Genomic DNA, 14,738 nt, shown 5'->3' with positions numbered 1-14,738 from the left:
TAACGGGAATAATTTGATGAATGATTTAAGAGTAAGACCCGATCCCATTCCGATCCGGCAGCAGCCGGATAAGCCCTCCCGCGGCAGATGGTACCACTTGGGCGACTGGGTGGGAGAGTAGGTCGTTAATACATGTCAAACCGGCAGAGCCTGCCGTCAAGGCCTCCGCTCTGCAGAGGCTTTTTAAAAGCGGTTCTTAGCCCTATCCGTTTAATTAATTCCCGATTGCCGAAATAAACATAAGCAGTGGAACCGCTGCATTTTTGTTTAAGGAAGTCACCGAATGATTTAATGAGAGCTGTTTCATCTTGTTTATTAAGCCTGAAGCCGTAAGGTGGATTAGTGACGATTACCTTGTTATTTAGATTGTCAAGTTTGTTAAAATCTTTTTGTTCAACCTGTACTTTAAGACTGCCGGGGAGTTCACTTAGGTTTGCCGTGCATGCTTCAAATGCCGCAGAGTCAATATCACTACCGCTTATTAAACCGGGTTTCAGTTCCCTGATCAGGCTGTCTGCTTCTGATTTTACTTTTTTCCAAACTGCAGGATTAAAATCAGGCATCAGTTCAAATCCGAATCGTTTCCGCAAGTATCCTGAAGGGATTCGGCAATAGTGCATCAGCGCCTCACATAAAAGAGTACCGCTGCCGCACATCGGATCATATAGCGGCTGCTCACCATTCCATTCTATCATTTGTATAATTGCAGCTGCTACTGTTTCGCGCATAGGAGCAGAAACGCTTTTTTTCCGGTACCCCCGCATATGCAGGGAATCTCCTGATGTGTCAAGATAAATTGTTGCCTTGTTATTATTAATATGTAGAAAAAAACGAATATCAGGATTGTTTGTGTCAACATTCGGCCTTCTGTTGTTTCTGCGTGTTCTGAATTTATCAGCAATCGCATCCTTAAGTTTTAGAGCTGCAAATTTTGAGTGGGTAATGTTGCTGTTGGATACGTTACTGAAAACAGCAAAGGTATTTTTTAGATTAAAAATATCCGGCCAGTTGATCTTCCATGCATATCTGTATATATCATCAGTATTGTTGCAGTAAAATTTTGTAAGCGGCGCCAGGATTCTGGTAATCAGCCGGGCCTGATAATTCAGCCTGTATAGAACCTCCGGACTACCCTTAAAAAAGAAACCTCTGAAGCCGGGATTCACTGATTCTGCTTTCAGAGTTTCTGCCTCCTTGCATGCCAGTTCTTCTATGCCGCCGGCTGTTTGTGCAAAGAAGACATGGTTCTTTTGATAAAGGTAATCGGCTTTTGCTGTGGACATAATGCTGTTATTCCTCATTAAAGTTGTGCCTTTATATATATTGATTTTTATGATGATTTGCAAGTATTGAATGATTGTAGCGATGTTTTTAATGGTTTTATACTTTTTGTAAAAAAGGTTAAATCTCTACAACCGTATATGTTATTGTAGCGGTATATGTTCCGGCAGGAATTGCAATACTTACCCCGGTAAGACGATACTGTACCCACATTCTTCTTCTGTTTAAGAAACCGTCAAAAAAATAGTTGTCAATCTCGGTTATTTCCTGAAAGTCCTCACCTCCCTCAACGTATCCGTCTCCTGTGCCATCTCCTGTTCTTCTTGCATAGAGATGAAAATCACTCGGCCAGTCAGCATCAGGGCTCATACTTATTGATACTTCCCAGTATTTATTTCTGGACCTTCCTATTCGTATCTTTGTCTGCTCTACCTCGCTTTTATAAGTACTGTTTAAGTCGCTTACAGGAGGAGAAATCAGATCAGAATATCCGATTGACAAATCCCAGTCATTTCTGACTGTAATTGACTGAGCTCTAACAGTATTATTTTGTATAAAAAAGAAGAGAAGGAAAGTAAAAGCAAAGATTTTGTATTGGTTTTTCATATTCATAATTATATTAAATTTCAACCTTAAATACAAAGGTTTAATTTTGTAAGTTGCAACATAAAAATATTTATTCAGTATCATCTTTATCATTAATAATCTCAATATGTTAGCTTGCTGAGATCGAAGACTGCCAAATATAAACTATAATCAATGTAGTATAGATGCAAATATTAAGCCGATGATGATAAGATAAGAAAGTTAATTTTAAGTATAATTGTAAAATGGGATCATTGTTGATTTTGGGGTATAAATAAAAATAACTGTTTCTTTAAAACATTAAAAATATGGCCGCATAAATAATCATACGGCCATATTTTATATTAAAACCATTATTTGTTGAATTTTGCCATGATATTTTTAACTGCATCTTTGTGAACCATAAAGGTCAGCATTTTAAGTTTAACATAATCATCTCTGAAGAAAAAGTAACCTTTGAATTTACCCTTGTTGGCGCTGGAAGACGAATCCTTAATGAGAAACCAGTCGTGGCCTTTATAATGAGTATAACCTACAAGATGGATTCCGTGGTCGTCCTGAGAAGTATGATTATACCAGCGGAATTCGCGGGAATCCTGATTGATGTATTTTGTCGGGATGTCAAAAGACGGGATAATGCATGCATCGGCCTCTCCGTTATGCCCGGGTTCTGAGACATCTCCGCCAATGGCAATTGAGTATCCGTTTTTAATTGCACTTTTAATAGCATTGTACCAGATATTGAGAGGAACATTGTAGTACTCTTTACTGTGCCACCAGTTATCCGGAACCTTGTATTCACCCTTTGTGTAAAAAGGAAGGTACTTGAATGACATTAAACTTACATAATCATCAATCGGCAGGTTAACAATTTTTTCTGCAAATTGTTTGGGAGTCATTTTCCGGCCGTTATAATCAATAATTTCAGGCGGTTTGCCCATATATTTATTTAAGATCAATTTGATGTTTGTCAGTGTAATTTTCTCATCCCAGTATCCGTTCTTTTTAATAAATGCAAGATAGTCTGAGAGTTCTTTAACCATTTTGCTATGGTTGTATTTTGTCTCGCCGGGCAGCAGCCCTTTGTAATCAGTTTCTCTTACAATACCATACTGTTTAATTCTGTTTATAACGCCGTCTTCTTCCGAGCCCTCTCCGAAAACCGAATTACCTTTTTCTTTAACAAAACGTCTTGCTTTTTCAACATACTCATAGTAGACTGTAAACATCTCGGAGAGTTTAATTTTTTTCTTGTGGATGCGGTAGATTTCCGATTCCAGAAAAGATGTTCCTGAAAAACACCAGCATGTTCCTGTAGTATCCTGGCGTATGGGAGAGAAATGGAATACCTGCTGGAAAGATTCTGGTGATGCAGGTATGTGAATTCTCGAAAAATCCATAGTCAGGATAGTATCGGGTTTTCCCCAAAAATTTGTTGTGGGTTTGTAATAATTTTTGTCCTGGGCAAAACTGAACCCGGCAAACAAAATTACAGTCAGGATGAGACAGGCAATCTTCATAGGTTTGCGCATAATAATCCTCCTTTTTGCAAAGATTAAGAAACAACAAAATGAATTATGATAGCGGATATTTTCAATTTGTCCTTGTTATAAATCGTATAGGTTAAGATAAGCAGCAGTTGCATAATGGTCAAGAAAAAATAAAAGTCCATGATTTAAATATTGCTGCAATTGTCCTCTATGGGAAAATATTTTTTTGTTGTTTTTATATAAAGGTTTATTTTTTATTTACACCGTTTACAAAATCAAGGAAAATAGATTCTATGTGTGTTACCATTCGCTCAATTGTAAAATTTCCGATCATTCTGTCACGCCCATTCTTACCCATAAGAGCAGCCATGTTTTTATCTCTAAGGATAGTTAGCATTGCTTCTGCCAATGCTTCAGGTTTATGAACAGGAACCAACAAGCCGGTTTCACCATTTTTTACAATTTCCGGGATACTACTTACGTTTGTTGCTACAACGGGTTTTGCTGCTGCCATGGCTTCAATTAAAACGTATCCGAATCCTTCTACTCTTGACGGAAGAATAAGCAGATCAATTGCTTTCATGATTGCGGGAATATCTTTACGGAAACCTGCGTAAATTATTTTGTCAGTCAGTCCGGGTTTGCTCTTCTGTTCTAAAAGATATTCTTCAAGATTCCCTTTTCCGGCAAAAAGGAATTTGGTATCAGGCAATTCTTTCAAAACAGCAGGAATGCTCCTGATGATATCTTTAATGCATTTTCTTTCATCAATTTGTCCGACAAATCCTACGAGATGTTCTTCCGGGCCGACACCAAATTCAGCCCGGATTTTTCCTCTGTCATCAGGTGCCTCCAGATATGGTTCAGGGCTGATGCCTTTATAAACCACTTCAATTCTATCTGCCTGTAACCAGGGAGCATTTTTAAGCAGAGTGTTTTTTGTTGAAAAAGAATTGGCAATGATATAATCTGCCAGATAATTGTATGTAAATCGATAGCGAAGTTTGTTTTTCAGGGGATAATCTACTTCCCGTGAAGGGATAACAGCTTTTACTTCGGATAGTTTGGCTGCAATGCCGCCAAATCGCAACTCTTTGTCCATGTTGGTACACAAAACATGAATATTTTTTTTCCGCATGAGGCGCCATATCTTCATGATGACAAGAGGGTCAAAATCGCTGCGCATTTTTACAGATACAACATCGAAGCCTTCCTTCCTGGCATTTTTTTCAAGAATGGTGTCCGGCTGACAGACAAGCGTCACTTTATGGCCTTTGCCAATCAGGCCGTGCATCACATCCATAAGCCAAATTTCCGCTCCGCCCCACATTTGAATGGAGTTTATGAAAAGAATATTCAAGCTTTCCATTTTGGCTTCCTTTAAAATTTTATGCAGTACTGTTCCCGGATATAATCAAGGAGTTATTTGAACCTGCAAAATACTTTCGGAAATTTACAAAAAAATTGATCGAAATCAAAATTAATATAAGTTATAGTTTAATTAAATATTTTAAAATATTTGATTAAACTAACCACCTGCTAAAATCGAATCATCAGTCCTGCGCCATTACTTGCAAAATATGGAGCAATTTTTTTTACTATGTGAGAATTGCTCTTATCTAATTTTCCGTCATCAGATTTTATAATAAAACTCCCCACGCTGTAACCGATGATCCCGCCCAAAACCACATCGGAAAACCAGTGAGCATTGTGGTAAACACGTGAAGCTGCCACCATTCCGGCGGAACCATACCAGAAGATTTTCCACAAGGAATTATCCACTGATTCTGCCAGCACGGAGGATACGGCAAAACTGACTGTTGTATGGCCGCTTGGCAGGGATTTATATAAAGATTCTTTTTGGAATGGTTTAAAAAAAAGATTGCTGTCCCCGCCATAAGGTCTTCTTCTGCCTATCAGTATTTTTAAAACAGTTGTAACCATTCCCGAATATACAAAAGCCTCCATAGATTTTAAACCAGCCCTGCGGACATTCTTATCTTTTAAAATCAGGCCGGCTCCATAAATTCCAAGAGTAAATCCTGCCGTATATGAATTTCCGTAAAAACTGTCAAAATTAAATATTTTATCATTTTGACTGCTTTTGTGATTTTGAGCAAATTGTTTCAAATCTCTGTCAACAGAGAATAAGAGAAAAGTGCCCCCTGTTATAATTCCCAGTTTAATAAGATCATTTCTTTTAAAGTCCGTTATTCCGGAACAAAATTTTTTATTATCACTAATTACAATGTTTATATCCTCTTTAATAAAAGAGAATCTCTTTTGAGAAAATAAAGCCTGGTGAGATAAAATGAAAAATAAAATTATAAAAAACAGGTTACGTGTTTTGTCCATGATTCCCTTTTTCCGATAAAATTAATGCTTTGTAAAAATTTATGTTTCTATAACCGTATACGTTATTGTTGTTGAGTAAGTACCTGAAGGAATTTTTATACTTACTCCTGTAAGACGGTACTGTACCCACATTCTTCTTCTGTTAAGGAATCCATCGAAAAAGTAATTGTCAATCTGTGTGATTTCCTGAAAGCTTTCACCTCCCTCAACATATTCCCTTCCTCTACCGTCTCTTGTTCTTTTTGCATAGAGATGAAAATCACCTGGCCAGTCAGCGTCCGGGCTCATACTGATTGAGACCTCCCAGAATTTATTTCTTGCCCTTCTTATGCGTATTCTTGTCTGCCGGATCTTACTTTTATATGTACTTTTTAAATCGCTTACAGGTGGAGACGCGAGATCAGAATATCCTATTGAAAGATCCCAGTCATTTCTGACTGTAATTGACTGGGCTTTTACAGCATTATGCTGCAGGCTAAAAAGGATGAGACTAGTAAAAACAAGAATTTTGTACTGATTCTCCATATTCATAATTATATTAAATTTCAACATTAAATACAAAGGGTTAATTTTTAGGCCAGATAATAAGTTTTATTGTGTGCAACAGGCAGGGTCATTACTAAAAAATTTATGAGATAGTTATGATTAATGCAAATGAAAATAAAAATATATTATATTCCCTGTTAAAACCCGGAAGATTTTTTTCTTAAATTACAAAGGTTGACTATGCCCGTGATTTTTATTGGGGAAACAACTGTCAGAAGTAACCAGCTATTGCCAGAGCAGGCAGATGTTTCCCCAATATATTTTCATTATTTGTAAATTTATTCATTACTGTTAAAAACATGTTGGCGTCTATTAGCAATATAGTACAGTCCCGGAATTATCAGTAAAGAGAGCAGCATGGACAGACTCATTCCTCCGATCATTGATACTGCAAGAGGCCTGAGCATTTCGGAACCTTCGCCAAAAGCAAGAGCCAGGGGCATAAAACCGAATATTGTTGCAAGTGTAGTCATTAAAATCGGACGCAGGCGTACTCTTCCTGCAAGAAGCAGAGCTTCTGCAATGTCGTGGTTTTTCTTTATATATTTCTCTGCATAATCAATAAGCAGAATACCGTTGTTAACCACCACACCGATTATCATTATCATACCCATAAAAGCAGATATGTCAAGAGGAATGCCGGTAATCCAGAGCATAAGAAAAACACCGCTGACAGAAAGCACAGTACCAAAAAGTATGATACCTGATGTTTTAAATGATTTAAATTCGAAAAGCAGAATTGAATAAACAAGCAAAATGCCGAAAGCAAGAATCAGAATCAACTCGCGGAAAGCTCTTTGCTGGCTCTCATACTGCCCGCCAATTTCCACTGTAACTCCCGGAGACAGAGGTATATGTGTGAGCATAGTTTTAACATCTTTAATTATGCTTCCAAGGTCACGGTCGGAAATGTGCGCTTTTATATTAACAACCTGGCTTAAGTTTTCATGGTCAATGTCTGTTTTGCCGGGCAGTTTTTGTATGTCAGCCACTTCTTCAAGAGGCAGAACTCTGTTTATTGAGCTCAAATATACAGGCAGTCGTTTGATTCTTTCAAAACGGTTAAAGTCCTCTCTGTTATAGCGGACTCTGACTGGAATCATCTTTAGTCCTTCCATCATAGTTGTAGGTACATCCCCCCACAATGCCATGTGAGCTGCCCGGGTTATTTCATCAACATAAAGTCCGTAACGACTGACAGCTTCAGGATGTACCCGGATAGTAAGTTCCGGCTCACCGCGGAAAAAGCCTTTATAGACATCAACAGCGCCGTTTACATTCTTCAGGGAGTCAGCGATTTGTGCGGCAGTCTGCTGAATAACAGAGAGATTGTTCCCGAACACTTTAATTACAATAGGAGCAATCTCACCGCTGAGATCGTTCAGCCTGTCAGGAAGAACCTGAAACAGTTCCGGTTCAAGACGGGGCTCATGAGTCTCATCAAATTTACGCAGCATGTCCATGATCTCAAAAGAAGAGAGTTTGTGACCCTTTTTCAAGCTGATGACAAAATCTCCGTCATTAGCGTGGGTCCTGGGATGCGCAAGGCTGCGTCCTGTCCGCAAAGAATAAGTCTCAACATCCGGTATGCTCATGATGTATTCAGCAATACTCTTAAGCATACTTTTTGTACCCTCAATTGAGCTGCCCGGAGGTGCAAGATAATCGTGTACAATGGTTCCCTCATCCCATTCAGGCAAAAATCCGCTGGGGATTCTGAGATATGAGAAAAAAGTGACAAAGATTAAAACAGCTATAAGCAGAAAGATTATCAGGGGACGGTGCATAATCATTTTAAGTGATTTCTGCTGAAGATTAATTATTTTAGGAAGAAAGGAGCCCTGTGTTTTCTTTTTTGTTGAAATAAAAATAACAGCTATTGCAGGTGTTACAAACACTGCGAGAAGCATTGAAACAAAAATAGCAATAGCGAGAGTGGAGGCCAGTGCTCTGAAAAAGATACCGGGCACGCCTGATAAAAATACCAGAGGAATGAAAACAACAAGTGTAGTAAGGGTGGCTCCGAGAAGAGGAGGAATTATTTCTTTTGTTGCCTCAATTACAGCGTCTGTCCGCTGATGCCCTTCCTCAAGATAACGCTCAATATTTTCTACAACAACAATTGCATTATCCACCAGAATTCCGATTGCTGCTGCCAGACCGCCGAGACTCATTAAATTTAAATTGGCTCCGATCATCTTAATAAAAATGAACGTGATTAAAAGAGCAATAGGTATAATTACAGCAGTAACAAGCGTAATCCGTATCCGGCGTAAAAAGAGGAGCAGAATAAGAATTGTCAGTAAAGCGCCGAGAAATATAGCATCGCGGACGTTGTGCATTGACCGCCGGATAAAGTCTGTCATATCGTACCATTTTTTAACCTTTACGTCTGCAGGCAGTACATTTGATTTCAGGTCATCCCAGCGTTTCTCTACCTCTTTCATTATAGATACTGCGTTTGTTCCAGGCTGCTTAATTATTGTTACAAGTACCGCAGGTTTAAGATCGCTTTCGCATGCAAGAAATGTCTCTTTCAGTGCTGGTTTAACATCAGCTATTTCATACAGATAGACCGGAGTTGCACCGCGCCGTGCGATAACTGTATTTTTAATATCATTAATATTTAAAAAACGGTTGTCAGCTATATTCAGATACAGTTTGTTCGATTCGTTAAGCCTGCCCACGTATTTTAAGGAATTTGATTTTTGCAGAGCATCTTCAATAGTTTTGTAATCAAGTTTTAATGCGGCAAGTTTCTGAGGATCAAGGTTGACCCAGTATTCCCTCTCTTTTCCTCCCATTACTTCAATGTTGTAGATACCGGGAATACTTGCAAGTTGCGGACGGATAGTATATATGGCAAGGTCACGCAGGTGCAGAAGATCAAGTTTGTCCGATGTCAGGCTGAATCCTGCTACAGGATAGGTGCTGGTTGTAAAACGCCGTACTTCCAGTTTTACTCCCTTTGGCAGCTGGTTCTGGATACCGCTGACCTGCGCCTGCACAAGCTGGTAAGCGCGGAACATATCCTGGTTCCATTGAAAATCAATGTTTACTTCCGCAGAGCCCCTGCTGATGGAAGAACGGACAATGCGTACTCCTTCTACCATCATTACAGCCTCTTCAATTGGTTTTGCAACTTCCATTTCCATCTGCTTAAGAGGAGCCAGACCATAGTCAATCATTACTGCAATTCTGGGGAAAGTAGCATCAGGGAAAACGCCTTCAGGGATTTCGTAAATCAGATAAAATCCAATTAAAGAGAGCAGAAGAGCTGTAAAAACTACGGCTCCTTTGTTTTTTACTGCAAATCCGGATAATCCTTTCATTCGGCAATTACCTCCATTCCGTCAATTAAGGAGTATGCTTTTTGTGTTGCAATCAGCTCTCCCTGTTTCAGGCCGGATAGTATTTCCACCTTGTTATTATTGAAAATTCCGGGTTTGACAAAACGTTTTTCAACTTTATTTCCTTTAACAACAAAAACATTGTAAACACCTTCTTCTTCCAAAAGAGCAGCGCGCGGTATTAAAAGAGCTGATTTGTGAGATTTCCCCGGGAATTTTAAAGTTACAAGCATTCCGGGGCGGAATCCTCTGTGCGGGTTATCAAGTCTGAGCCTTAAAATAACGATTTGCTTTGTCTTGTCCACTTTACCGTTTACAGCTTCAATGGGAGCCATTACCGGCTTATGGGAAAAATTGACAAATTCAACTGATATATTCTTTAATTTTTTAACTGAGTTTATGTAGGTTATGGGCAGATCACCGTATATATCCAGAGTATTTAAATTTCCGATATGTACTATAGTTTCCCCTTTTTGAAGCACATCACCGCTGTGGTGAAATACTTCGAGTACAGTACCTTGCACAGGACTGGATAAGGGTATGGATTTTATCTGTTCTTTCAGCATTGGACGTAAATCAGAGCTTATCCGGTTCATTACCTGAAGAAGAGCTTCTCTCCTGGGAGGGATAATAATTCCAACCTGTTGTTTTTTATTCACCTTGTCACCAATAAGCAGAGAGAATTCAGTTAATCTGCCGTCAAACTGGGAAGCCAGCATTGCTTCATTCCTCAGTCTTACTTCTCCGTAGATTTTTACGGTATCAGTAATATCAGCCTGGATAACAGGCTCTGCCTTGATGTGTATTTGAGGAGTAACAGTTTGAGAAAGCTCCTGGCGGCTGTTTCTGCATGATGAGATAAAAATAATCATTGGTAATAAAAGAAAAATAAATTTTTTCATGGTTGTACCTTTATGCTTTTTTAAAATTATTTAATAAGTAATATTATAACTACTAAAATGCCATAATTTTTTCTGTTTGTCCTGTTATTATATAGAAATCAATCAAATTAAGTACGTATTCAAGCCTGGTCTCCTGTACGACAATTTGTGTTTCAGTAAACTGCTGTTCTGCTGCAAGGTACTCCAGGTTTGTGATAAGTCCTGCTTCATAACTCGTTCTGGAAAAATTGAATGCTTTTTCGCAGGTTATTTCCCTTGTGTGTTGAAGAGCAAGTATGTTTTTTATTTTTTTCAGGCGTTCAATAATCTGAACGGTTTTTATTTTAAGTTCTCGCTCTGTATTCATTTTCATGGCAGTAAGGGAACGAGCCGCTGCCTGATATTTTTGGCGTTTATATCCGGTCTCTCCCCAGCGGAACAGAGGCAGGCTGATTCCGGCATCCACCTGCCAGAAATTTCCGTCACCTGCAGGATCTCTGTCATTAATGTACCCTCCTGAAATGCTGAGATGTGGAAGGCGACCGGCATAAACAGCTTTTCTTTTAATATCCTCAGCTTTTATCATAAAAGAGTATTTTTGAACTGCAGGATGGTTTTCAAAACTGTTTTTATCAAGAGAAGGCAAAGGCTCTGTGCATAGTCTTTCAATATCAACGGGCAGAAGATTGGGTTTTGCAGAAATATCATATCCTGTAAGCAGAGCGAGTTCCTGCCATTTATTTTCTATATCCATATTCTGTTTTTCTATCTGTTCCTGCAGAATTGATATTTCTGCCTGGGTTCTCAGAATGTCCAATTGAGTTTTATTCCCTGCTTTCCATAAAGCGTGAGCTACATCAAAATGATTTTTAAGCAGTGCAAGACGTTTTTGTAATAGTTCAAGACGATTCTGTTTTTGTAAAATTACAAAATAAAGTTCAGCAGTTCTTTTAGTGATACTAAGAACAAGTTCCTTTTTTTGAGCCCTTTTGATAAATACATTCTGGAGATCAGCTTCAGAAGTTTTTAAAAGTAGGTCTCCCACTGCCCAGTCAATATTAATCAGGGATGATTCCTGATTGAAATTGTAAGAATCAAGATAATGTTTGCCTGCAGTTAATGCCCCGGAAAAAAGAGGCATGGACAGGGATTTTTTTGCTTTAAAGGCTTTTTCCGCAGCAGTTTCTGCATGTTTGTTGGCCTCTATAAGATAAAAATTGTTTTTTGCACTCTGAATGCACTTGGAAAGAGTTATGTCGCGGGAAAGTGCCTGCTTTTGAAAAGTCAGAACTAATACAAAAAAAGACATTAATATCAATTTAACCTTCTTCATTATTAACCTTTCAAAAATGAAGTTAAAAAAGATTATCCGGGGCAAAAGAATCGGTTATAACCTCAAATCCCGCCCCGGATTTTTTACAGGTTTTATTTGTCAATTAATCATCTTCAGACCCGGATTCAGATTCCTCCTGACTGATTTCAAAATCATCAAAATAGGTTACAGCATCAGCCTTGGACCAGAGCCCGACTTTTCCTGATTTGAAAGAATCATCATTAACATCAAGATATAGTTTTCCGTTAAGCCAGCATTTAATCCGGCTGCCTCTGTTTTCCACTTTAATTGTATGCCACACTTTTGCAGGGATTTCAAAAGATGCGCTCCCGAGTTGTCTCCGGTTGCCGTTTATCACTTTATAAACCCTGAAATTATTTTCCAGCGGATTGGCACGGCAGATATAGTAATTGTCAGCGTCCTGATATCTCCACACAGGCCCGCCTCCCTGATCTTCCTGTCCGTCAACAGCTTGAAATTTTAAATTTATCTCAGGATTTTCAAAATCCGTATTTTGCGCAACTGCGATGTTAAAATGATAACCGAAATTTTCCTTGCTGGTCTGTGCAAGCACGTTAGGTTTGCTTGGAGCTGTGGAATCCTTTAAAATTACCCATTTTCCGGGATTGCCTTTTCCCGTTTTACATGAGACCCATTCGTCAGGAAGTCCGCCGGTTTCATCTCCGTCAAAAGTAAAAACTAATTCTTCCTCTTCTTCGTTCTTTTCTTTCAGAGATTCTTCTTTTTCCTGCTCTGATGTAGTAATTTCTTTTTTGAGAATTTTTCCGGAAGAAGACAGGTCAAGTTCATATAAAGTATCATCGGTCCTGACCAGTACTTCAAAATATTCTTTGCCATTTTCATTCTCATTCTTCACTTTTATTATTTTCCCGTCAGGGAAAGCTTGTTTAACAGACTGCTGCACTTTTAACGGTAATTTAGTGTCAGTCTTTTTCTGCTGGCTGCATGCTGTAATCCCGACAAATAAAAGTACTGCTGTTACATAAATAATCATGTGTTTTTTTAACATTGTGCACCTCCTTAAATAGTTAAATAACAAATCGCCATACAAGTTTGGAAAGTATGGTAAAATCTTTCACTGTTAATTTTCCGCCGGATGTGTCAAGTATCTGATTAACTGCAAGATAGAAATCACTTCCGATTTTTGGTATCCAGTTCAGACGGAAATTAATCAGAATTTTATTGTCTTCGTTGTTCCATTGGCCGAAAAATGAGGTTAAAAGTTTTGTATTAAAAGCGTACTGGGCTCTGCCGCCTATTTCATGAGTTCTGAAAGCACCTTCGGGAAATTTCAGATCATTATAGGAATAATCGCAGCTAAGGTTGAAATGCCGGTTGATATTTGCGTTCAGTTCAATCTGAAATTCAGCACGGGATCCTGTGTAGTAGTGTCCCCAGCTTGCACCCATACCTGCCGATACCTTCCTCCCTCTGTAAGTGCCTCCCTGAAGTTCGTGTCTTGTGTACCAGTATCCCCCGATCGGAAGAACAACGCCGTCATTAATTTCAAATGGTTCGTCAAGCCTGTCATAAAATCTCTGAATATTATACTCCATGTATTCACCGCTTTTTGTGGAGAACCCCAGAGGCCGCCACTCCATTCCGAGAGTTTCAAGCTCATTTGTGTCATCTGTAAAATAGGCATCCACATCAATTGGTTTAACTTCCATTTTTCTTATCCATTTAATGAATGATGGCCGTGGATTGAACTGCAGTTCAGTGTAAAGGAATTTGTAATTTTTTCTTCTCAGAAATCCAACCTGAGGATCAAAATTTTTCTGCACTCTTGCAAAAGCAAAATCGTATTCAATTTTGTCATTATCACTGCTTAAATATACCGAATAGGCCGTTGAATTTCCATTATTATTTGATCCTGTTTGCGATTGGGCAAATGATCCGCCTATGGAGAGATTTTTATCTCCGAACAGATGAGATGTTACATAATTTGCATCTACTCCGTAAACATAATTTGATCCTGCTGAAGAGTTTTTGGAAGTTACTATCATTCCAACATTTGACTGGCCTGCAATGTCCTGTTTAAGCCTGAGAACGGAAAAATTTGTAGATGGATCTCCTGCTGCTGCGTCTGTCTGCATTGAGAGCATTCCTATATTGGTTCTGCCGGTTTTCCCCATTAAACGAACTCCGCCGATAATAGGGATCTGGGAGCCGTTCTTAATCCCTATTCTGCGGGAATAAAAAACAGAAGGCATACCGCGGGCTCCAAAAGAAAAGGCTTCTTTTCCCTCAAGGAAGAAACTTCTTTTTTCAGGATAATAAATAGAGAATCGGCTGAGATTGATAACTGATCTGTCGGATTCTATCTGGGCAAAATCGGTGTTGGCAGTAAGGTTTAATTTAAGATTCGAAGACAGCAGATAATCAATATCACCGCCAATATGTGTTATGCCGTTTGGATTCCCGGATTCATGCTTTTCAACGCCGGCTGTGATGTAAGGCTTTATTTCAACAAGATGCCCGCCAGATATTCCTTCAATTCCGGCAAGAATACCTGCATGGGATACCTGCTCAAGATTGTAGTTACGCGACCATCCCTGCCATAAAACCTGCTCATGTTTTCTGCTGATGTTGCGCTCAAAATTAATACCCCATATCTGCTTATCAGTTTTTTTAAATTTAAGAGTTGAAAATGGTATTTGGATTTCTGCGAACCATCCTTGTGCTGTGATTCGGGTTTGTACGTCCCACACCCCGTTCCAGTCTCTGTTTCTGCCTCTTCCTTCGTCAGTAATCAATTCATCATATCTGGCTCCGTTTGGGTTAACAATAAAATGGTAGCAGTTTCTCCGGTCATGATAAGTGTCAATAACAATTTCAAAATTATCTTCTCCTCGGCTGGAAAAATCTCTTTCCAGTTTATGCGCAACAATGTTTT

General features: G+C 38.9%; 11 protein-coding genes. All 11 read right to left on the bottom strand.

Annotated features, from left to right (window positions below):
* Positions 1–125: 125 nt before the first annotated feature.
* Positions 126–1,283: a class I SAM-dependent RNA methyltransferase gene (locus J7K93_02125; GenBank protein ID MCD6115787.1), complete on the bottom strand. Its 1,158-nt coding sequence runs from the start codon at positions 1,281–1,283 to the stop codon at positions 126–128.
* A gap of 118 nt (positions 1,284–1,401) precedes the next feature.
* Complete coding sequence (locus J7K93_02120) at positions 1,402–1,980, bottom strand: hypothetical protein (GenBank protein MCD6115786.1); 579 nt, start codon at positions 1,978–1,980, stop codon at positions 1,402–1,404.
* Between the two features lie 239 nt (positions 1,981–2,219).
* The gene (locus tag J7K93_02115) at positions 2,220–3,398 is read right to left on the bottom strand and encodes a peptidase C1 (GenBank protein MCD6115785.1); all 1,179 of its coding nucleotides are present in this window, start codon (positions 3,396–3,398) and stop codon (positions 2,220–2,222) included.
* Between the two features lie 205 nt (positions 3,399–3,603).
* Complete coding sequence (locus tag J7K93_02110) at positions 3,604–4,725, bottom strand: glycosyltransferase family 4 protein (GenBank protein MCD6115784.1); 1,122 nt, start codon at positions 4,723–4,725, stop codon at positions 3,604–3,606.
* 170 nt (positions 4,726–4,895) lie between these two features.
* The gene (locus J7K93_02105) at positions 4,896–5,711 is read right to left on the bottom strand and encodes a phosphatase PAP2 family protein (protein ID MCD6115783.1); all 816 of its coding nucleotides are present in this window, start codon (positions 5,709–5,711) and stop codon (positions 4,896–4,898) included.
* 39 nt (positions 5,712–5,750) lie between these two features.
* On the bottom strand, positions 5,751–6,242 hold the full coding sequence (locus J7K93_02100; GenBank protein MCD6115782.1) for a hypothetical protein: 492 nt from the start codon (positions 6,240–6,242) through the stop codon (positions 5,751–5,753).
* 293 nt (positions 6,243–6,535) lie between these two features.
* Positions 6,536–9,589 carry an efflux RND transporter permease subunit gene (locus J7K93_02095; GenBank protein MCD6115781.1) on the bottom strand — a complete coding sequence of 1,018 codons (3,054 nt, stop codon included), beginning with the start codon at positions 9,587–9,589 and terminating at the stop codon, positions 6,536–6,538.
* Complete coding sequence (locus tag J7K93_02090) at positions 9,586–10,509, bottom strand: efflux RND transporter periplasmic adaptor subunit (GenBank protein ID MCD6115780.1); 924 nt, start codon at positions 10,507–10,509, stop codon at positions 9,586–9,588. Before J7K93_02090 ends, J7K93_02095 begins: the two co-directional genes overlap by 4 nt.
* 52 nt (positions 10,510–10,561) lie before the next feature.
* Positions 10,562–11,821 (bottom strand): TolC family protein, encoded by a 1,260-nt coding sequence (locus J7K93_02085; protein ID MCD6115779.1) that lies wholly within the window; start codon positions 11,819–11,821, stop codon positions 10,562–10,564.
* Between the two features lie 103 nt (positions 11,822–11,924).
* The gene (locus tag J7K93_02080) at positions 11,925–12,851 is read right to left on the bottom strand and encodes a DUF1080 domain-containing protein (GenBank protein MCD6115778.1); all 927 of its coding nucleotides are present in this window, start codon (positions 12,849–12,851) and stop codon (positions 11,925–11,927) included.
* Between the two features lie 19 nt (positions 12,852–12,870).
* On the bottom strand, positions 12,871–14,738 hold a 1,868-nt coding region (locus J7K93_02075), incomplete at its 5' end, for a carbohydrate binding family 9 domain-containing protein (GenBank protein ID MCD6115777.1).

It is taken from the genome of bacterium, from assembly GCA_021158245.1.
Lineage (GTDB): Bacteria > Zhuqueibacterota > QNDG01 > QNDG01 > QNDG01 > QNDG01.
This window is presented reverse-complemented; position numbering and strand designations above follow the sequence as displayed.

What these genes read in the sequence shown, in the direction of transcription:
- J7K93_02120 (MCD6115786.1), bottom strand. Translation starts at nt 1,980, where the DNA reads ATGATAAAGATGATACTGAATAAATATTTTTATGTTGCAACTTACAAA.
- J7K93_02085 (MCD6115779.1), bottom strand. Translation starts at nt 11,821, where the DNA reads ATGAAGAAGGTTAAATTGATATTAATGTCTTTTTTTGTATTAGTTCTG.
- J7K93_02090 (MCD6115780.1), bottom strand. Translation starts at nt 10,509, where the DNA reads ATGAAAAAATTTATTTTTCTTTTATTACCAATGATTATTTTTATCTCA.
- J7K93_02110 (MCD6115784.1), bottom strand. Translation starts at nt 4,725, where the DNA reads ATGGAAAGCTTGAATATTCTTTTCATAAACTCCATTCAAATGTGGGGC.
- J7K93_02105 (MCD6115783.1), bottom strand. Translation starts at nt 5,711, where the DNA reads ATGGACAAAACACGTAACCTGTTTTTTATAATTTTATTTTTCATTTTA.
- J7K93_02125 (MCD6115787.1), bottom strand. Translation starts at nt 1,283, where the DNA reads ATGTCCACAGCAAAAGCCGATTACCTTTATCAAAAGAACCATGTCTTC.
- J7K93_02095 (MCD6115781.1), bottom strand. Translation starts at nt 9,589, where the DNA reads ATGAAAGGATTATCCGGATTTGCAGTAAAAAACAAAGGAGCCGTAGTT.
- J7K93_02100 (MCD6115782.1), bottom strand. Translation starts at nt 6,242, where the DNA reads ATGAATATGGAGAATCAGTACAAAATTCTTGTTTTTACTAGTCTCATC.
- J7K93_02115 (MCD6115785.1), bottom strand. Translation starts at nt 3,398, where the DNA reads ATGCGCAAACCTATGAAGATTGCCTGTCTCATCCTGACTGTAATTTTG.
- J7K93_02080 (MCD6115778.1), bottom strand. Translation starts at nt 12,851, where the DNA reads ATGTTAAAAAAACACATGATTATTTATGTAACAGCAGTACTTTTATTT.